Genomic DNA, 20278 nt, shown 5'->3' with positions numbered 1-20278 from the left:
CCTCAAATAGTAAAGCCCCATTGATTCTTTTTTGAGAATCAATGGGGCTTTGTCGTGATGTGTGAAAAAAACTGTATACTTTTTCTATAAAACTGTAGAAAATATTTCCCAGGTAAAAAAAACTAGTTATATTTATTTCATAATAATGCGCTCTAATTTTTAGGTGATATGAGAAAAATATTAATTGTTGACGATGAGGTAAACATCGGAGTGCTGTTATCCAAATTTTTAACCAGGAATTCATTTAGTGTGTCAACAGCTACAAGTGGAGTTGCAGCAATGGATTACCTGGCTAAGGAAGCTTATGATCTTGTTTTATGTGATTATAGGCTAGAGGATACAGACGGGAGAGAGATGTTGATTAAAATAAAGGAAAGTTATCCTAGTACAGGTGTAATCATTATTACCGGCTATTCAGATATTAAACTGGCTGTTGAGTTGATTAAGCTGGGAGCATATGACTATATCACCAAGCCTTTATATCCGGATGAAATTTTAAACACGATAAATAAAGCGATAGAAACGCAGATTGCATTAAATACCAATCAATCTGAAACTTCATCTGAAACGCCTAAACAAAAAGCAGCCAAGCAAGCATATAAGCAAGTAGATAACTTCGTAGCTGGACAAAGTCCTGCTTCAAAAGAACTCTTAAAGCAAATTCAGTTGGTTGCGCCAACATCATATAGTGTGATTTTAACTGGAGAAAGTGGTACAGGGAAAGAATCTGTTGCCAAGGCAATCCATTTAAATAGCCCAAGGAAAGACCGCCCTTTTGTTGCAATGGACTGTGGTTCGTTAACAAAGGAATTGGCCGGTAGTGAGTTTTTTGGTCATGAGAAAGGATCGTTTACAGGTGCGCTTTATACTAAAATAGGTCATTTTGAAATGGCTAATGGCGGTACGTTATTTTTAGATGAGGTTGGAAATCTTTCTTATGATATTCAAGCTGCTTTACTAAGAACTGTACAGGAGCGTAAAATCAAAAGAATTGGAAGTACAAAAGAGATTGATTTGGATGTAAGGATTATCGTTGCAACGAATGAAAATCTTTCGAATGCTATTCAGAAAGGAAAGTTTAGAGAAGATCTTTACCATAGGTTTAATGAGTTTTCTATTGGCTTACCGCCTTTAAGTCAGCGTGGTGATGATATCATGGTTTTCGCATACACATTTTTAGATGTAGCAAACCAAGAGCTTTCAAGGAATGTTCAGGGCTTTTCTGAAGAAGTTGTAGACTGTTTCTTAACCTATAACTGGCCAGGCAATGTAAGGGAGCTTAAAAATGTAGTGAGAAGAGCTACTTTGCTTACTGAAAGTCAGGAAATACAATTGAAAGCCCTTCCGCTTGAAATTTCTACTTATGCTAAGGCATCGGCCATTGAAAGCTCAATTTCACGTATCGAAAAGCCAAGGGATTTAAAAAATGCAGCCCTGGAAGCAGAGTATGATGCCATCTTGAAAGTTTTAAGAGAAGTAAACTTTAATAAAACCAAGGCGGCTAAAATTCTAAACATCGATAGAAAAACATTGTACAATAAAATGAGAGCGATTAATTTGGATACATAAAGTGTTATTGGTAGCTACTGTCATCTTTATTGGACTATTGGTACTGGCATATTTCCTTTTTAGGAGTATGTCGGTAGTTAATGGACTAAAGGCTGAGGCAGCAATGCTACAAAAGCAGAACAAGTATCTAAATGAACGGGTTGAAGTGCTTAACCTTGCCGAACGTATTACTCACCTTGGTAGCTGGGAGGTTTTTGTAGAAAGCAGACAAGTTAAATGGTCCGAAGAGTTATACAGGGTGTATGGCTTTAAGAATGATGATTTTTTGCCGGACGCCTCGATCAATGAGCAGGTTATTGCTCCGGAGTATAGAGAAAAGGTAGCTAAAGAGTTAAAATCTGCTGTTGAAAACAAAACCTCTTTTGCTGTAGAATACCAAATTATACAGCCATCAGGTGCAAGAAAGTATGTGCTGGGGCAAGGGTTTTACATCGAAGGGGAGGCCAAGCTTGTTGGTACTATACAGGATGTTACAGAGCTTAAAGAAGCGGTTTTAAAGCTTAAAATAAACGAATCTCTGTTAAGAGAAGCGGAAATGGTATCACACAGTGGAAGCTGGGAATGGGTTGATGGGAAAGAGTTTATTCTCTGGTCCGATGAGATGTATAACATACATGGGTTTCTACCCCATTCGGTCTTTGTTAATTTCGCGTTTTATAAAGCACTTGTTCATGAAGATGATATTCAGTTCTTTATGGATAATTTTTATAAAGCCAAGCAGGACAAAACACTATTTAAGATAAATTACAGGATTGTACTGCCTTCCGGAGAGATCAGGCATGTACTTACAACTGCCGAATATAAAAGAATTGGCCTTAATAATAACTATGCTTATATTGGTAACACACAGGATGTAACACAGTTAAGAGAGGCGCAGGTGCAGCTTGAAGAAAAGGTAGTTGAACTGAATCGGTCCAATCAGGATTTGGAGCAGTTTGCTTATGTAGCATCGCATGATTTACAAGAGCCTTTAAGAAAAATACAGGCTTTTGGTGATCGCTTAAAGGATAAATATGCAGGGCAGATGAATGAAGAAGCCCAGGATTATATTGGTAGAATGAGAGGTGCATCAGAGAGAATGCGTGCTTTGATTGATGACCTCTTAACCTTTTCCAAGCTTACAAGAGGCAATAAAAGTTTTACTAAACTTAGATTGACTGACATTGTAAGTAAAACATTAAGTGATCTTGATTTTATAATAGAGGCAAAGAAGGCAACGGTAAAGATTGACCTTGAAGATGATGAAATAGAAGGTGTTGAAAGTCAATTGATGCAGCTTTTTCAAAATCTAATTGGAAATTCTCTGAAATTCACCAATCAAAATGAGTCACCTTGTATAGAAATGTCATGCAGTATGAAATACGGTTATGATTTGAATATACCAGAGGCTAATAGAAATCACATCTACTGTGTGGTTGAAGTTAAGGACAATGGAATCGGCTTTGAAACTGAGGACGCTTTGAAAATATTTGATATTTTTCATCGTTTGCACTCGCGTGCTGATTATGAAGGTACAGGTATTGGGTTGGCAATATGTAAGAGGATAGCCGATAACCATTCAGGATTTATTTCTGCAGAAAGCAGGCCTGGAAATGGGGCGGCTTTTGTGGTTATTCTGCCAAAGAAACAAAACAAATGAAAAGAGTGTAATAATGAGACAGGTAAAAGTTTTATTAATTGATGATGATGAAGATGATTACATCCTTACTAAGGGTGTGTTTGATCAGATTTCGTCGTCGTATGAGTTATCGTGGGTTAATAGTTATGAGAAAGGGATTGGCTCTATTTTAAAGAAACAATTTGATGTTTACCTGGTAGATTATAGATTGGGAAAGGGTACTGGCATTGATTTGCTTAATGAAGCAATTAACTCGGGGTGTGAGCAACCTATAATCATACTTACAGGTAAGGGTGATTTAGCTATTGACGAGCAAGCCATGAACATAGGAGCGGCAGATTACCTGATAAAGGACGAAATAGAGCCTTCTTCGTTGGATCGCAGCATTCGCTATTCTATTAAGGAGGCGAGTGTGACAAAGGCGCTGAAAGATAGCGAACGGAAGTATAGGGCTATTTTTGAGCAGGCAAAGGATCCTATTCTAGTGTCAGACTATTTTGGGAAAATTTATGACATTAATAGCGCAGGATTAAAATTTCTTGGCTATGAGCGTTCGGAAATACTCCAATTAAATACAAGTGCTATTTTTAAAAATGCTGAAGATGGCGAAAAATTTAGGGAGCTAATGGAGCGTAGCGGCTCTCTTAGTGACTTTGAATGTGAATTGATTTCGGGTAGAGTCGAGGCTTGCTACTGTAGTCTATCCTCATTTATTCAAACCGATATGGTTAATGTAAAGGAGGTTTATCATACTATAATCCATGATCTTAGTTATAGAAAAAATATAGAAGAGCGATCAGTTAGCTTGGGTAAAATGTCTATTTCTGAACATATTGCAAAAGGGCTAGGAGAGGAAATCAGAGATCCTTTAAGCACCATAAACCTGGCGTTAGATGAGTTAGCTGCAGAGCCTGCAATTGTTTATAATGAAACGGTTCAATCGTGCCTGGAGATTATAAAGAGTAATTGCGATAGGGTAAATCAGCTGATGCAAAACTTTATCTCCAGTACGGAAACAAAGACGCTTAATCTTCAGCGACACAATATTTTAACGGTAATTGAAGAGGCTATTTCTGATGTTGAGGATTTGATAGTAGGGCACAATATAAAGTTGACCACCCAGTTTCATCAATCGGAACAAAAAGTGTTACTTGATAAGCCTAAAATCAAAAATGCACTGATTAGTGTGATTAACAATGCGGTGGAGTCTATGCAGAGTTACCCTAAGATGATTCATATAACAAGTACAGCTGATAGGGGTATGTATGAGATTGGAGTTGAAGATAATGGGGTAGGTGTGGATCCTAAAAATCAAGAGAAGATCTTTGAGCCATTCTTTACAACGAAGAAGAGGGCTGGTGGTTTAGGGCTTACACATGCACAACGTGTATTAACAACTCATAATGGCTCCATCAAGCTTAAAAGACTGGCTCAAGGAAGTTTATTCCTGATTAGGATTCCAATATATCACGAGGGAACACTCTGGTTTTAAAAACTAAAGAACAAGGTCGAATTTATTCATCCCGTTGTTACTGTAATTGGCGTAGTTATTGGTGTGCCTTTGTTTGGGAAATTGGGGTTGGTATTTGGACCATTATTGATATCTTATTTTGTATTATTGATAAAAATATATGAAACTAGCGCTATGGCATCTGAAAGATTGGAGAGAATTAAAACAATTTTAAAGCATAGCGAGTTATAATAATACAGATCCTGGAAATAAAACATAAATGTTAAACATAAAATTAAAATGTCATGAGTGATAATTCAAAAGTATTAGTAGGGCTTTTAGCCGGTTTGGCTGCAGGTGCAGCATTAGGATTGTTATTAGCGCCTGAAAAAGGAAGTGATACCAGAGATAAGTTAAGTCAATCATTAAAAGATCTTGCAGATTCTATTAGAGATAAAGCGGCTGATGAAATAAATAACCTCACCAGTTTAAAAGATAAGGTTTTAGATTCTGTTAAAACTAAACTACGTCAATCTGAAGAGGAATTTGTTGACGATGTAGAACACGCTTAATAATCAAGTTTTAAACGAACAGCATGGAGGAGAATCACGAAAATAAAGAAAAGGGTATTGAGGACTTATATGAAGATGCGAAAAGTTATTTAGATACCAGAGTTGAGTATACGCGACTATATCTTGTAGAGAAAATATCGAAGATATTTGCAGATTTAGTAACCAATGCTGTTGTGGCTATATGCTTTATTCTGGCTTTTTTGTTTGGTACTTTTACATTAGCCCTATTCTTGTCAGATCTCCTTGGAAGCTATGCAAGAGGTTTTGGTTGCGTGGCGTTAATCTATGTCTTTTTGGCACTGATCGTTTATTACACGAAAGACAAATACATCGAGAAGGCAATAATTAACTTTACTATCAGAAATTACTTTAACAAATTGGCGGATAAGGATGAAGAAGATAAGAAAATATAATATTCGCAACCTTGAAGACTTACATGCTGAGGTAGCTAGCCTAAAGGCTGAGTATATGATGCAGGAAGGAGTATTATTCAGCGACACCAAAGTATATTTGAAACAATTTACTTTAGGGGGCTTTATTAAAAAATATGCAACTCCGTCTGCCTTTCTTAAGATAGATGATAAACTGAATCTTAGTAGTAGTGTAATGTCTTTTGTATTGCCTTTTATTATGAATACTACATTGTTTAGAGGGTCTGGATTTCTTACGAAAACGCTAATTGGATTAGCATCAAATAAGGTAGGTAAAACCTTAGATGCAGAACATTTGTCAGCTATTTTTAACGCTGTTAAATCTTGGTTTTCAGGTTCTAGGAAAAAGAAGACAAAAGAAGGTGCGGATGTTGACTATGGCATTCCACCAGATAGTGAAACGTATTAATTAACACGATCGCGTCATCCTGAATTTATTTCAGGACCTCGCAAAAGTTATTCAAAACCTGCTTAAACGAGACCTTGAAATAAATTCAGAGTAACGATTTGATAAGGCGGTTTTCAAAAAAAATGCCTGCACCATAAATCATGATGCAGGCATTTTATATTAAATCTGTTCCTTGTATTAAACAGTTGTTTTTATTTTCAATTCATTCAATTGCTTGTCGTCAATTGTAGATGGACTATCAATCATAACGTCTCTGCCAGAGTTATTTTTAGGGAATGCAATTACATCACGAATTGTGTCAAGACCGGCAAAGATAGAGCATAACCTGTCAAAACCGAATGCGATACCGCCATGTGGAGGAGCACCGAACTCAAATGCATCCATTAGGAAACCAAATTGTTTTTGTGCTTCTTCAGCTGAAAAACCTAAGTGTTTAAACATTAGGGCCTGTAAAGCTCTGTCGTGGATACGTATTGAACCACCACCAATTTCAGTTCCGTTTACTACCATATCATAAGCATTTGCTCTTACCTCACCTGGTTTAGAGTCAAGAAGCGCAATGTCTTCAGGCTTAGGAGAGGTGAAAGGATGGTGCATCGCATGGTATCTTTCAGATTCTTCATCCCATTCTAATAGAGGGAAGTCAAGTACCCAAAGTGCACTGAATTTATTTTTATCGCGTAATCCTAAACGATTACCCATTTCTAAACGTAGTTCGCTTAATTGTTTACGCACTTTGTCTTGAAGACCAGCCATAACCAATACTAAGTCGCCTGGCTCAGTATTAAATGCTGCTGACCATTTTTTTAGCTCATCTTCGTTATAGAATTTATCTACAGATGATTTTAAAGAACCATCTTCATTGTGTCTTAGGTAAATTAAGCCTGTTGCACCAATCTGTGGACGTTTAATGAAGTCTGTAAGCTCATCAACCTGTTTACGGGTATAACTTGCACAAGCTTTCGCGTTAATACCAACAACCAGTTCTGCGTTATCAAATACAGGGAAATCTTTTCCTTTAACCAGGTCTGTGATTTCAACAAACTGCATTTCAAAGCGCGTATCTGGCTTGTCTGAACCATAAAAGCGCATTGCATCTGCATATTGCATCCTTGGTACCTCAGGTAAATCGAAGTTCTTAATGTCTTTAAACAAGGTGCGGATCAAGCCTTCAAAGGTGTTTAATATATCTTCTTGCTCGATGAAAGACATCTCACAGTCTATCTGAGTAAATTCAGGTTGTCTGTCAGCACGTAAATCCTCATCTCTAAAGCACTTTACAATTTGGAAGTATCTGTCGAAGCCAGATACCATTAGCAATTGTTTAAAGGTTTGCGGAGATTGTGGAAGTGCATAAAATTCACCTGCATTCATACGACTTGGAACAACAAAATCCCTTGCGCCTTCAGGTGTAGATTTAATAAGAACAGGAGTTTCAACTTCAATAAAGTCTAACCCATCTAAATATCGGCGTACAGCCTGAGCCATTTTATGGCGTAAAATCATGTTGTTACGAACCGGATTTCTACGTAAATCCAGATAGCGATATTTCATGCGTAAATCATCACCGCCGTCAGTTTCGTCGTCTATTAAGAAAGGAGGAAGTTTAGCTGCATTTAATATTTCAAGTGCAGTAATTTTAATTTCAACCTCGCCTGTTGGCATTTTAAGGTTCTTGTTAGAACGTTCTACGACCAATCCACTGGCTTTAATTACAAACTCTCTTCCTAGACCCCGGGCAGCTTCACATAATTCACGATTATCATCCATATTGAAAACCAACTGGGTAATCCCGTATCTGTCACGGATATCTATAAAGGTCATGCCTCCTAAATCTCTTGATTTCTGTACCCAACCACAAAGGATTACATCTTCTCCTAAGTTCTGAATGGTTAAAGCGCCGCAAGTAGTTGTTCTTAACATTCTTAAAATAATTAAGCGGCAAAAATATTCATTTTGAACCACATATTTTAAAGCCTGGCGATTTTACTTGTTATATTTAATTTATTATCTCTTTAAGTTTTTAATAAACTAAAGAAAATGAAAAGTTTTTTAAGCATGCATGCAACGTTTTAAAAAAGCAGTTGTCATATTAAACGAATCAGAAAAACATTGGAAACAGTATACATAGATAAGCACGTGGAGCTAGTTGAAGATTGCCGGAAAGGCCATCGGAAAGCGCAATTTGAAATTTACAAATTGTATGCAAAAGCTATGTATAACGTGGCTCTGAGGATAGTTAACCACGAAGCTGAGGCAGAAGATGTTTTACAGGAGGGTTTTTTAGATGCCTTTACAAGAATAGAAACCTTTAGAGGTGAAACAACTTTTGGATTATGGCTAAAGCAGATCATCATTAATAAATCCATTAATCAGCTAAGAAAGCGGAAAGCAGAATTTATAAATATTGATGACATAGACATCCCAGAAAATGGGGCTGAGGATGAAGAAGATTTAGAATTAAAGGTAAATGAAATCAGAGCGGCAGTGGCCAGCCTTCCTGATGGTTATAGAGTCGTGTTAACACTGTATTTGTTTGAAGGATATGATCACGAAGAGATATCTCATATTCTAAAAATATCAGAAAATACATCACGTACACAATACATGAGAGCCAAAATGAAGTTGAATGGCTTATTAGAAAAGAGAGGAGTATAAGATGAGCAAAAAGTTAGAAGAGTATATCAGAGAGCATAAAAAATCTTTTGATGTTGGAACACCTTCAGATGAGTTGTGGAGTAAAATTGAAACAGCATTAGACAAAGAAAAAGTAAAAAAGCCTTTGAGGGTGCCGTTGTGGTTCGCTATAGCTGCATCCCTGACCGTGGTGATGACGATTACTTTTATATATACTTATCGTAGTAAACAAACAGGGATTGATATAGCGGACGTAAATCCAATATATGCGAAGAAAGAAATGAAATTTGCCAGTCTTATTGAACAGAAAAAGGATAGCCTGATGGTTTATGCACAGGAAAATCCAAAGCTGTACAGTGAGTTCAGCTCGGATTTACAAAAGTTAGGTGCTGACTATGAAAACTTAAAGAAACAATTGCAAAACAGTCCGAATCAAAAATTGGTGGTAAGGGCAATGGTAAAAAACTTAGAGCTGCAGCTACAGGTAATCAACCAGCAATTATCTATTATTAATGAGGTTAGTCAATATAAAAAGGAGAATAAAATATGAAAAATTTAACAGGAGGTATTCTATCTCTGATGCTTTTAGCAAGCATCGCCAATGCACAATCTGTAAGTATTGAAAACGCAATAAATACGGAGGTGGCAGTTAATGTTTCGAGTAAAACAAATATTGAAGCAATTGAGCCTGTCAGTTTTACTCTGAATGGAAGTGAGGGAGACGATGATCCAATGCGATCAAAAACGTTTAGCAAAACCTTTGCTATAGATAATTCTGAAAAAATTGTACTTGGTAATCAATACGGGTCTATACAAGTTAAAATATGGGATAGAAAGGAAGTGAAAGTAGATGTAGACATTAAAGCTTATAGTAATAATGATGCTGACGTTCAGAAACTATTGGATAACATTACCATTGAGGCTGGTAAATCTGGAGATCAGGTTATTTTTAAAACCAAAATGGAGCAAAAGAATGGTAACTGGGGGAATGGAAGTCGAAACGGTAGAAGATGGAGAAGAGAAGTGAAGGTAAATTATGTTGTTTATATGCCAGCATCCAATTCATTAACCGTATCGCAAAATTACGGTGATGTAAATATGGGAGATTTAAATGGACCGCTTTATGTAAAAGTTCAATACGGTAATTTTACTGCGCAGAGTTTAAGCAATACAAATAATTATATTTCAGTGCAGTACGGGCAAACTAATATCCAGGCTGTAAATAAGGCTGTGGTTAAGCAGCAATATGGATCAGGGTTAACCATAGGGACGGCTAATTCACTTGATATTGATGCTCAATATACTGGAGTTAATGTGACTAACATTAAAGGGAATGCCGTTGTCAAACAGCAATATGGCTCAGGACTTACTATAGGCTCCGTTGAGAATCTGGATCTGGATGTTCAGTATGCTAATGTTAACATCAATACCATTAAAGGCAATGCTAAAATCAACCAGCAATACAACAACATAGCGATTTCCACGGTTGGTAATTTAGATCTGGATGCTCAATATGTAAGTGCAAGTATAGGTACTTTAAGAGGAGATGGAAAGTTTGATATGCAATACAATAAATTAAGTATTGATGAGGTAGGCAATGGTTGTAAATCACTAACTGTTGATGGAGCGTATCTTGGAATAGGTATTAATTTTAATAATTCCTTTAACGCAGATTTTGATGTTCACACCAGTTATGCTTCATTTAATTATGGCAACAGGGTTTCTGCGAAAATTATCGACGGAGGAGACAGAGACTCTACAACAAAAAATTACACGGGTAAAATAGGTAACGGGGGTGGAGCCAAAGTGAAGATCAGTTCCGATTACGGTTCAGTATCATTTAAATAAAACGATAAACCAAACACAACTAAAGCTTGTTGATAAATTCAGCAAGCTTTTTTTATATCTTAGCTCCAAAATAAATTTTACATAATATGGAATTATTGAGTAGCCCGGAAGCTTGGATATCACTACTGACTCTGACAGTTTTAGAGATCGTTTTAGGGATAGATAACATTATCTTTATTTCTATTTTGTCAGGTAAATTACCTGCAGATCAGCAAAAAAAAGGTAGACAGATAGGCTTGGCTCTTGCAATGATTACCCGTGTTCTTTTATTATTGTCGCTTACCTGGGTGATGACCTTAACGTCAGAATTGTTTAATCTGGGAGATTTAATTGGCGTTTCTAATGCCGAATGGTTGAATAAATTATCAATATCCGGTCGTGATTTAATTCTTATTATAGGAGGGCTATTTTTAATCTATAAGAGTACTCACGAAATACACGATAAGTTAGAAAGTGAAGAGGAAAAAGAACTGAAAGGAAAGGTGTACTCCTTTACCGGTGTAATAATTCAGATTCTGCTTTTAGATATTGTGTTCTCTTTAGACTCCGTAATTACTGCCGTAGGTATGGCGGAACATGTTGAAATAATGATTGCAGCAGTTGTTATTGCGGTAATAATCATGATGTTCTCGGCAAGTGCAATAAGCAATTTCGTAAACAATCACCCTACCGTAAAAATGCTTGCATTATCATTCCTGTTACTAATTGGCGTCTCGCTATTAGCTGAAGGGTTTGATCAGCATATTCCTAAGGGATATATTTATTTTGCAATGGCTTTTTCAATTTTGGTAGAGATGCTGAATTTGAAAATGAAGAAAAATGCGAAAAAACCTATTGAGTTGAGAAATACCCCTCGCGAAGAGGAAACTAAAAACTAATACCATTAATGATTTCTTTTTTTGAAGCTTCCCTTGCCGAGCTTTCCATTCATAGAATTGGAAACAAATCGCAAGATGAATTTTACGTGTTGTCTGAGCAGTCGGTAGCAATACAAGACAATATGTTGAGTAACCTGTTGCAGCAATATTTTCTTAGCCCGTACGAAAAGGTAAACGAGATTTACCGTTTTTTTCATCCCAATTCAGATCTGAATTTAAATGAAGTATATCATTTTGCATCAGAGATATTTGAAAAGGGAGAGACCTTTCATGAAAATAGTAAGGAGCTTGCCAAATATCTATATGATGTATCAGGGCATCCGAAAATAAAATCTGGAGAACTTTACCTGGCTTATTTTGAAAATGTGCAGATTGAAGGCGAGCTTCATGATGCCATTGGTATCTTTAAATCAGAGACCAAGGAAACCTATTTGAAGGTGTATCCCGAGAATAGTGGTTTTGGATTAAGTTATGAGCAGGAAGCGATCAACATCAACAAGCTTGATAAAGGCTGCCTTATCTTTAATACCGACAAAGAAGAAGGCTACAGAGTGGCTGTAATTGATCAAACCAATCGTAGCGCAGAGGCTGTTTATTGGAAGGATGAGTTTTTGAAATTGAAAACCAGAAACGATAATTTCAATCAGACAAACAACGTGTTGGGGGTATACAAAAACTTTGTTACAGAGAAATTAGATCAGGATTTTGATATCTCTAAGGCAGATAAAATAGATTTGTTAAACAAGTCTATGAAATACTTCAAAGAGAAAGAAAGCTTTGATATTGATGAGTTCTCGAATGAGGTTATTGGTAATTCAGAAGGTATAGAAGCATTTAAAAACTATAAGAAAAGCTATGAAGAGGAGTTTGATGCTCCTATTCCTGATAGCTTTGATATTTCGGGTGCTGCTGTAAAGAAACAAGCCCGTGTTTTTAAAAGCGTACTTAAGCTGGATAAAAACTTTCATATTTATATCCATGGCGATAAAGAGCTGATAGAAAAGGGGTTTGATGATGATAAATCTATGAATTACTATAAGGTTTATTTCAGGGAGGAAGAGTAATTACTTTTAGCATTATAGTTAAAATGTTTGGCTGGTAATTAATAATAGTTGTAGTTTAGTAGAAAGCCAAATATTCTAAACTATATATGAACGTTGAACCGCAAAAGAACAGCATTTTTAAAGTGATTGGGGCGTCGTCCCTGGGTACACTAATTGAGTGGTATGATTTCTACATTTTTGGGAGTCTTGCCACTATTATAGGATCACAACTTTTCCCTGCCGATGCAGGAGCCTCAGCATTAATAAATACCCTTGCAATATTTGCAGCAGGGTTTATTGTTCGCCCTTTTGGCGCCTTGGTATTTGGCCGTTTGGGCGATCTTATCGGTAGAAAATATACTTTTCTTTTGACTTTAGTGCTTATGGGTGGGTCCACCTTTCTTATCGGTCTTATTCCATCTTATTCGAGTATCGGTTATGCAGCTCCAATTTTAGTGTTGATTTTGCGCCTGATACAAGGCCTTGCACTAGGAGGTGAGTATGGTGGGGCTGCAACTTATGTGGCAGAACATGCGCCTGCAAATAAACGAGGTTTCTTTACCAGTTGGATTCAAACTACGGCAACAGGAGGATTATTCCTTTCATTAGGGATAATTGTATTGACTAAAAATATACTTGGTGCAGAAGATTTTGCTGCCTGGGGTTGGAGAGTTCCATTTTTGCTATCTATTTTATTGGTAGGCGTTTCCATTTACATCAGAATGAAAATGCATGAGTCGCCAATGTTTACTAAGTTAAAAACAGAGGGCAATGTCTCTAAAAATCCGCTGAAGGAAAGTTTTAGTAACAAAGCAAATTTTAAAATGGTTTTGCTGGCTCTTTTTGGTGCTACAATGGGTCAGGGTGTTATTTGGTATACAGGTCAGTTTTATGCTCAATCATTTATTGAAAATACTTGTAAAGTCGATTTTAACGACTCAAGATACATTCTTTTGTGGGGTATAGCCTTTGCGACTCCCTTCTTTGTGATATTCGGCTCATGGAGTGATAAGGTAGGTAGAAAGTGGATTATGCTAACAGGAATGTTGCTGGGGATTATTTTTTACCGACCGATATATCAGATATTCCTTGATGACACTGATGTAAGTCAGGTTACACAAAGTGATATTAAAGAGGTGTCCAATCCTGTTGTTACGAGAACTTTGATTGAAAATACCTCAGACAGTTTGATTACTACCACTTCTCAGGTTACTTTGCTAAACGGCGCTTCATTTACAAAGATTCAGGCGCATACCAAATATGCTGATTTGAGCAAGCCGGCCAGTATTGCTCCGGATGCTTTTAAGGATAAAAAGCTTTCTACTCCGGTTTTCTGGAAATTCGTGTTCCTGATTTTCTTCCAGATTTTACTGGTAACTATGGTTTACGGACCAATTGCAGCATTTTTGGTAGAGCTTTTCCCTACAAAAATAAGGTATACTTCTATGTCGCTACCATATCATGTAGGTAATGGAGTGTTTGGAGGTCTAGTGCCTTTTATTGCAACGCTGATAGCTAGTTTCTCGGGTTCTACGCCATTATCTGGTTTGTGGTATCCAATTGGGATAGCGGCATTAAGTTTTGTAATAGGAGCAATTTATTTATCGAACAAAAAGCCGGATCACGGCGAGGCTGATCATTAAAGTCAAATAAAAGAGAAATTACGATGAACGGATTAAAAAAAGCATTAGGAATATTCTGGATCATACTTGGTCCGGCATCCATCATATTTATGTTTATGCAGGCTATTGAAAAAGTAGGTCTTGCACCAGAAGGAGTGGCAAAAACAAACACTGCGTTGCAGTGGGGGATTATCTTATTTATTTTTATCCCTATTAGTGCAGGCCTGGTCGTTTTTGGCTATTACGCTTTAAAAGGGGAGTATGATAAATTGCCGGAAGATTAGGTTGGCTAGCCAGTTTAATTTCGAAACTTTCCGTCCTGCTGAATTTATTTCAGCATCCCTCACTTGCTAGAGTATCCTTCTCTTGAGAGATGCTGAAATAAATTACCAATGACAAAGAGGTTATTCTGCTCGTTGTATATAGCGGTCGTCATGCCGCTGAAGAGCGGTATCTCGCATTTGCCAGAACTTACTTTCTCTTGCGGGATCCTGAAATGAATTCAGGAGGACGACCGAGTATACAAAATTGTCATTACCACTTTTTTGTATTCTTTCTAATGCTAGGCTCTCAGCATGACGATAGTTAAATATTACAATACCCTTAAAAGCAATCCCTTTAAGTACTCACCTTCAGGGAAAGAAATACGTACAGGGTGATCTTCAGGTTGGCTAAATTGTTTAATGATTTGTACTTCTCTGCCCGCATCTAATGCAGCCCACGCGATGATTTGCTTGAATGTCTCAAGATCTACTGCACCTGAACAGGAGAACGTAGCAAGTATGCCACCACTTTCCAAAAGAAGCATTCCAAGTCTGTTTAAGTCTTTGTAGGCACGAGCAGCTCTGTCTAATGCAGAACGTGATGGCGCATATTTTGGTGGATCAAGGACTAAAACATCAAATTTCTTACCTTCTTCTTTAAACACACGAAGTTGTTTGTTTACATCTGATTGTATGCTCGTTTGTTTATCCTGATCGAGTCCGTTGAGGCTAAGGTTATGCTGTAAAGTCTCTATAGCAAGAGCAGAACTATCTACACTTGTTACATGAGAAGCGCCTTGCTTTAAGCTGTTTAATGAAAAACCGCCACTATAGCAGAAGCAATCCAGTACGGTTTTGTCTTTGGTATATTCAGCAAGAATTAATCTGTTGTCGCGTTGATCGCAATAGAAGCCTGATTTTTGCCCATCTGCGATATTGATGTGGTAAACGACTCCGTTCTCTTTTACTTCAATAAACTCTGGTGGGGTTTCTCCCCATAGTAATCCTTGGGTAGCTTCCAGGTTTTCGTGCTTACGTGCTCCGGCATCGCTTTTATCAAATATTCCGGTAGGATTTAACTCTTCCCTTAAAATATCGATGATATCTTCTTTAACTGTTTCTATACCCGCACTTAAAATTTGCAGAGATAGAAAATCAGCATATTTATCTACAATTAATCCTGGTAAAAAGTCGGCCTCACTAAATACAAGCCTGCAAGTGTTGGTGTTTTTGCTTAATACATGCTTGCGTGATGCAATTGCACTTCTAAGCTTTTGCTGGTACCATGCCTTGTTCACTTCAGTATTTTGATCCCATTCTAACAAGCGTAAGGCTACTCTTGATTGGCCATTGTAATATGCATAGGCAAGAAATTCTTTCTCTGCCGACCATACTGATACTATTTCGCCATTTAAAGGCTTACCTTTAACTTTATCGAGTGCACCAGAGAAAATCCATGGGTGGCGAAGTACGGCAGCTTTTTCTTTACCTTTTTTGAGTATTACATCAATCATGGTGCAAAAGTAATAGAAAAAATTAGTAATCTCTTCACAGGCTGCGCCAGCTAGGTGCCCGAAGTGGGCACAACCTGAGAACGTCTGTTCTGTGATGCTAATTTTTTTGGAAAGCAGGGAGGTAATTAAGGGGGGAGAGGAGATTGACCATGGTGAGGAAAGTTGCGGAGTGGTTGAGAGGTGAGTAGTGGAAGGAAAGCGAAGAGGTTAGTAGATTGCGAAGTAATTTAATAAATTTACGGCTTTTGTAAATGATGGTGCAGAATTGTATTTTATGGAAGAAATAACCTGGAATGATTTTGAAAAAGTAGAACTTCGGGCGGGAACTATTCTTGAAGTTTTAGATTTCCCGGAGGCGAGGAAACCAGCCTATAAAGTAAAGGTAGATTTTGGAGACCTTGGGGTTAGGATGAGCAGTGCGCAGATTACTGCACATTATACTAAAGAAGAGTTAGTCGGCAAACAAATAGTAGGAGTGGTTAACTTTCCTAAAAAACAGATCGGAAAATTTATGTCCGAGTTTTTAGTGACTGGTTTTGCCGACGAAAATGGAGATATTGTGTTAACGGCCTTAAATGGCAAAGTGCCTAACGGCAGTAAATTGTGCTAAATGAGTTATTATAATTTTTCAGAAGAAGAAAATCCTGGAGCAGAAGACGAGCATTTTATGCTTTTAGCACTTCAGGAAGCTCAAAAAGCATTTGATGCAGATGAGATTCCAATTGGAGCGATAGTGGTTTGTAAGGGCAGGATAATTGGTCGCGGACATAATTTAACCGAGCAGTTAAATGACGTAACTGCACATGCAGAAATGCAGGCGTTTACAGCAGCTTCGCAAACCTTAGGAGGTAAGTATTTAAAAGATTGCACACTTTATGTAACTGTTGAGCCTTGTGTAATGTGCGCTGGTGCAAGTTATTGGACGCAGATTGGTCGCATCGTTTACGGTGCGCCAGAACCCAAAAGAGGATTTACAACTAAAGGGGCACCTTTATTACATCCCAAAACAATTTTAAAAGGAAATGTTTTGGCTCCTCAGTGCGGAGATTTGATGAAACGGTTTTTTATAAATAAAAGGGGTTAATATTGACAAATAATTGAACAAAACTTAACCTCCGAATGTTATATTTGCTCAGTTGAATTGTTTTTTAGTTATTCTCAGCATTTAATCCTGAACTTTTGAAATACAATTTGGCCGAGATTGTCCGAAAATATTTTTTAAACTTAAATCATAAATAATATGGCTTTTGAATTACCTGCGTTACCATACGCAACAGATGCATTAGAACCGCATATCGATAAACAAACTATGGAAATTCACCATGGTAAACATCACCAAGCTTACGTTACAAACTTAAATAAAGCTTTAGAAGGCAAGCCAGAAGCTAGCCAAAGCATCGAAGAAATCGTTAAAAATATCTCTAAATTTCCAGCTCCGGTAAGAAACAATGGCGGTGGTCATTACAATCACTCTTTGTTCTGGGAAGTTATTGGTCCAAATAAAGGTGGCGAGCCTAAAGGTGAATTAGCTGAAGCAATCAATGCGGCTTTTGGATCTTTTGCTGATTTCAAAACTAAATTTGCTGAAGCTGGTGCAACTCGTTTCGGTTCAGGTTGGGCTTGGTTAAGCGTTGGTGCTGATAAAAAATTAGTAGTTTCTTCTACTCCAAATCAAGATAATCCATTAATGGATATCGCTGAAGTAAAAGGCACTCCAATTTTAGGTATGGATGTTTGGGAACATGCATATTACTTGAAGTATCAAAACAGACGTCCTGATTATATTTCAGCATTCTGGAATGTAGTTAACTGGGATGCAGTTGCAGAACGTTTCAAAAAAGCATAATTAGTTTTTTAAAAAACTGATAAAGCAAGAGGCCGGTGATATTGATCACCGGCCTCTTCTGTTTAAAAGCCTAACTAGGAGTAGTAAGATATTTTTATATCCCTACCACATCCTTTTTCTTTTTCTGGCGCATTGTTTTAGGGATAACAGCTAAGATTTCTTCCTTAAGCGCGTTGAGCATTCTCTTTTTAATAAAGTTTTTGTGGGTAACCAAACTGATCTCGCGAACAGGTTCAGGAGATTTGAAATGCCTTACTTTGCTTAGTTGTTTGTTGCTTAACTCTTCTAATGCAAGCTCTGGTAGCAGAGTAGCTCCGTTATTCATGTCAACCATACGGATAAGTGTTTCAACACTTCCTGTATTGTAAGTTAGTCCCTGAAGACGATTTTGCTTAGTAGATCTGCAAATATTTAGCACCTGAGATCGCATGCAATGCCCTTCATTTAATAGCCAGATATTTTCATCTTCCAGGTCGTCGGCATCTATCGTTTTCTTTTTATATAGCTTACTGTTCTTGCTGATGTAAGTAACAAAGTTTTCATAATACATCGGGGTTTCTTCTACTGAATTGTCTCCCAGTGGAGTAGCTAATATTCCGCAGTCCAGTATTCCGGTTTTTAAATGATGAATGATGTCTTCGGTGGTATATTCCCAAATCAGGAGTTTAAGCTCGGGGTATTTTTCCATCATTGAGGCAATTACCCTTGGTAAAAGGTAAGGCGCTACGGTGGGGATGATACCTACCTTAAGCTCGCCAACAACATCTTGCTGCTGACTACTAATTATCTCTTTAATTTTATGACTTTCCTGAAGCACTAAGCGTGCCTGTTCGATAATCTGAGCCCCTATTTCTGTCGGAATGATGGGTTGTTTGCTGCGATCAAAGATTTTTACATTTAGCATTTCCTCAAGTTTTTGTACCTGCATACTGAGTGTAGGCTGGGTAACAAAGCACTTTTCGGCGGCGCCTACAAAACTTCTGTAAGTATCTACCGCTACTATGTATTCTAGTTGAACTAAGGTCATATAGCTAAAGTTTATTTTCTTTAGCAAATATATCAATTTTAACTATGCTTCTCTAAAAAATCCTGATAAGCTAGTTTAATGCCTTCTTCAAGCTCTATTTCATGCTTCCAACCTAATGAATGTAATTTAGAAACATCCATTAATTTGCGAGGTGTGCCGTCTGGTTTACTACTGTCAAAGGTTAGCTCTCCTTCAAATCCAACAATGCGTTTAATTAATAGCGCAAGGTCTTTTATTGTGAGGTCTTTTCCAGTTCCAATATTTACAAAGCCAGGCTCGTTGTATTCCTGCATTAAAAAGTAACAAGCATTGGCCAGGTCATCAGCAAACAAAAATTCGCGCATTGGAGATCCAGAACCCCAGATGTTAACTTCCGGAGCGTTATTGACTTTTGCTTCATGAAATTTGCGGATTAAAGCAGGCAGTACGTGAGAGTTTTGTGGATGATAGTTGTCGTTATAACCATATAAGTTAGTTGGCATTACGGAAATAAAGTCGCAGCCATACTGTGAACGATAAGCATCGGCCATTTTTATACCGGCTATTTTAGCAATAGCATAAGGCTCATTGGTCTCTTCCAATAATCCTGTAAGCAGATAATCTTCTTTTAAAGGCTGGGGTGCAAGTTTTGGATAAATGCAGCTTGAGCCTAAAAACATCAGCTTTTTTACACCGGTTTTATATGATTGGTGAATTACATTGTTTTGGATGCAAAGATTCTCGTAAAGGAAATCAGCTCTGTAAGTATTGTTGGCAATAATGCCGCCTACTTTAGCAGCCGCCAGGAATACATACTCAGGTTTTTCTGATTCAAAAAAATCAGTTACTGCCTGTTGATTGCGCAAGTCTAATTCTGCCGAAGTTCTGGTGATCAGAGTTGTAAAACCTTCCTTAATCAATTTACGATAAATGGCTGAGCCTACCATACCTCGGTGACCAGCTACATATATTTTTGCGTTCTTTTCCAATGTGTTTTTAATGATTGTTGCAAAAGTACGAAATCCCGCTGTCATCTTGATGGCTTGAAATTGGAAATGCTAAGAGGAGGAAATGACATTTTTTTTGGGTCCTAAAACTGAGTCGTTTTTTGTACATATCTCATTCGGCACTTGTTCGACACTGGTCGAACGAGGTCCGAACGAAGTGAGTTTAAAGGTGGTAACAGGGACGACTATAATATTGGTTCCCGATTGGGCCTTTTTACGGCCCAATATTTAGTGAATAGGAACTTGGGGAAGTAGCAATTCCTATTTAATTTTTCCTATCACCGATCAATTGGATTCTATTGACATGAAAAATTAAATATAAGAAAAATAAGTGGTAATGATAATTTTGTTTAATTGGTCATTGTCCTGAATTTATTTCAGGACCTCCAAGAAAAAGGAAGCCTTGCTTGTATGTGATGCTGACCTCGAAGAAGCTGCGAAGCAAAATAAATTACCAATGACAAGTCAGAAAGTTTTTTCAATAAGAATCTGAAAATAAGTATTTTAGTATTTAAATTCTTTGTGCAGCGTGCCCGATATGAAATTAGTGCTAATTGCCTGTTGC

General features: G+C 37.4%; 20 protein-coding genes. 16 read left to right on the top strand and 4 right to left on the bottom strand.

Going from position 1 to position 20278, the window contains the following annotated elements:
- The first annotated feature begins 168 nt into the window (after positions 1-168).
- From HQN83_RS24695 to HQN83_RS24670, 6 genes are all read left to right on the top strand, one after another.
- On the top strand, positions 169-1569 hold the full coding sequence (locus HQN83_RS24695; protein ID WP_173094360.1) for a sigma-54-dependent transcriptional regulator: 1401 nt from the start codon (positions 169-171) through the stop codon (positions 1567-1569).
- Between the two features lie 7 nt (positions 1570-1576).
- On the top strand, positions 1577-3208 hold the full coding sequence (locus HQN83_RS24690; RefSeq protein WP_173094358.1) for a sensor histidine kinase: 1632 nt from the start codon (positions 1577-1579) through the stop codon (positions 3206-3208).
- A 13-nt stretch (positions 3209-3221) separates the two neighbouring features.
- Positions 3222-4679 carry an ATP-binding response regulator gene (locus HQN83_RS24685; RefSeq protein WP_173094356.1) on the top strand — a complete coding sequence of 486 codons (1458 nt, stop codon included), beginning with the start codon at positions 3222-3224 and terminating at the stop codon, positions 4677-4679.
- Positions 4680-4942: 263 nt separating this feature from the next.
- Positions 4943-5209, top strand: a complete 267-nt coding sequence (locus HQN83_RS24680; RefSeq protein ID WP_173094354.1) for a YtxH domain-containing protein — start codon at positions 4943-4945, stop codon at positions 5207-5209.
- Between the two features lie 23 nt (positions 5210-5232).
- On the top strand, positions 5233-5622 hold the full coding sequence (locus HQN83_RS24675; RefSeq protein ID WP_173094352.1) for a phage holin family protein: 390 nt from the start codon (positions 5233-5235) through the stop codon (positions 5620-5622).
- On the top strand, positions 5600-6049 hold the full coding sequence (locus HQN83_RS24670; RefSeq protein WP_173094350.1) for a hypothetical protein: 450 nt from the start codon (positions 5600-5602) through the stop codon (positions 6047-6049). The genes HQN83_RS24675 and HQN83_RS24670 overlap by 23 nt, the downstream gene beginning before the upstream one ends.
- A gap of 177 nt (positions 6050-6226) precedes the next feature.
- Here the strand turns inward: HQN83_RS24670 and aspS are convergent, their stop codons facing one another.
- The gene (gene aspS, locus HQN83_RS24665; protein ID WP_173094348.1) at positions 6227-7972 is read right to left on the bottom strand and encodes an aspartate--tRNA ligase; all 1746 of its coding nucleotides are present in this window, start codon (positions 7970-7972) and stop codon (positions 6227-6229) included.
- Positions 7973-8161: 189 nt separating this feature from the next.
- Here aspS and HQN83_RS24660 point away from each other — a divergent pair, with 189 nt between their 5' ends.
- The 7 genes from HQN83_RS24660 to HQN83_RS24630 all read left to right on the top strand — a co-directional run bounded on the left by HQN83_RS24660 (position 8162) and on the right by HQN83_RS24630 (position 14361).
- Positions 8162-8707, top strand: coding sequence for an RNA polymerase sigma factor (locus HQN83_RS24660; RefSeq protein WP_173094347.1), 546 nt, complete (start codon positions 8162-8164; stop codon positions 8705-8707).
- A 1-nt stretch (position 8708) separates the two neighbouring features.
- Complete coding sequence (locus HQN83_RS24655) at positions 8709-9236, top strand: hypothetical protein (protein ID WP_173094346.1); 528 nt, start codon at positions 8709-8711, stop codon at positions 9234-9236.
- Positions 9233-10534 (top strand): hypothetical protein, encoded by a 1302-nt coding sequence (locus HQN83_RS24650; protein WP_173094345.1) that lies wholly within the window; start codon positions 9233-9235, stop codon positions 10532-10534. The genes HQN83_RS24655 and HQN83_RS24650 overlap by 4 nt, the downstream gene beginning before the upstream one ends.
- A gap of 86 nt (positions 10535-10620) precedes the next feature.
- Positions 10621-11412 (top strand): TerC family protein, encoded by a 792-nt coding sequence (locus tag HQN83_RS24645; protein WP_173094344.1) that lies wholly within the window; start codon positions 10621-10623, stop codon positions 11410-11412.
- A gap of 8 nt (positions 11413-11420) precedes the next feature.
- Positions 11421-12476, top strand: a complete 1056-nt coding sequence (locus HQN83_RS24640) for a nucleoid-associated protein (protein WP_108204592.1) — start codon at positions 11421-11423, stop codon at positions 12474-12476.
- An 86-nt stretch (positions 12477-12562) separates the two neighbouring features.
- On the top strand, positions 12563-14098 hold the full coding sequence (locus HQN83_RS24635) for an MFS transporter (RefSeq protein ID WP_173094343.1): 1536 nt from the start codon (positions 12563-12565) through the stop codon (positions 14096-14098).
- Positions 14099-14121: 23 nt separating this feature from the next.
- Positions 14122-14361, top strand: coding sequence for a DUF6814 family protein (locus HQN83_RS24630; protein ID WP_108204590.1), 240 nt, complete (start codon positions 14122-14124; stop codon positions 14359-14361).
- Between the two features lie 308 nt (positions 14362-14669).
- Here the strand turns inward: HQN83_RS24630 and HQN83_RS24625 are convergent, their stop codons facing one another.
- Positions 14670-15854 (bottom strand): class I SAM-dependent rRNA methyltransferase, encoded by a 1185-nt coding sequence (locus HQN83_RS24625; protein ID WP_173094342.1) that lies wholly within the window; start codon positions 15852-15854, stop codon positions 14670-14672.
- A 274-nt stretch (positions 15855-16128) separates the two neighbouring features.
- Between HQN83_RS24625 and HQN83_RS24620 the strand changes: the two genes are divergently transcribed.
- The 3 genes from HQN83_RS24620 (at position 16129) to HQN83_RS24610 (ending at position 17700) form a co-directional block, all read left to right on the top strand.
- On the top strand, positions 16129-16464 hold the full coding sequence (locus HQN83_RS24620) for a tRNA-binding protein (RefSeq protein WP_173094341.1): 336 nt from the start codon (positions 16129-16131) through the stop codon (positions 16462-16464).
- Complete coding sequence (locus tag HQN83_RS24615; protein WP_173094340.1) at positions 16465-16938, top strand: nucleoside deaminase; 474 nt, start codon at positions 16465-16467, stop codon at positions 16936-16938. It begins immediately after the preceding gene.
- A gap of 156 nt (positions 16939-17094) precedes the next feature.
- Positions 17095-17700, top strand: coding sequence for a superoxide dismutase (locus HQN83_RS24610; protein ID WP_173094338.1), 606 nt, complete (start codon positions 17095-17097; stop codon positions 17698-17700).
- 94 nt (positions 17701-17794) lie between these two features.
- Here HQN83_RS24610 and HQN83_RS24605 read toward each other — a convergent pair whose 3' ends face one another.
- Together HQN83_RS24605 and fcl are read right to left on the bottom strand one after the other, a co-directional pair.
- Positions 17795-18727 (bottom strand): hydrogen peroxide-inducible genes activator, encoded by a 933-nt coding sequence (locus tag HQN83_RS24605; RefSeq protein ID WP_173094336.1) that lies wholly within the window; start codon positions 18725-18727, stop codon positions 17795-17797.
- A gap of 38 nt (positions 18728-18765) precedes the next feature.
- Positions 18766-19695: a GDP-L-fucose synthase gene (fcl, locus tag HQN83_RS24600; protein WP_317172536.1), complete on the bottom strand. Its 930-nt coding sequence runs from the start codon at positions 19693-19695 to the stop codon at positions 18766-18768.
- Between the last annotated feature and the right edge of the window lie 583 nt (positions 19696-20278).

The organism is Pedobacter foliorum, from assembly GCF_013266735.1.
GTDB lineage: Bacteria > Bacteroidota > Bacteroidia > Sphingobacteriales > Sphingobacteriaceae > Pedobacter > Pedobacter foliorum.
The sequence above is the reverse complement of the archived record's forward strand: the minus strand, read 5'-3'. Positions and strand labels throughout refer to the sequence as shown.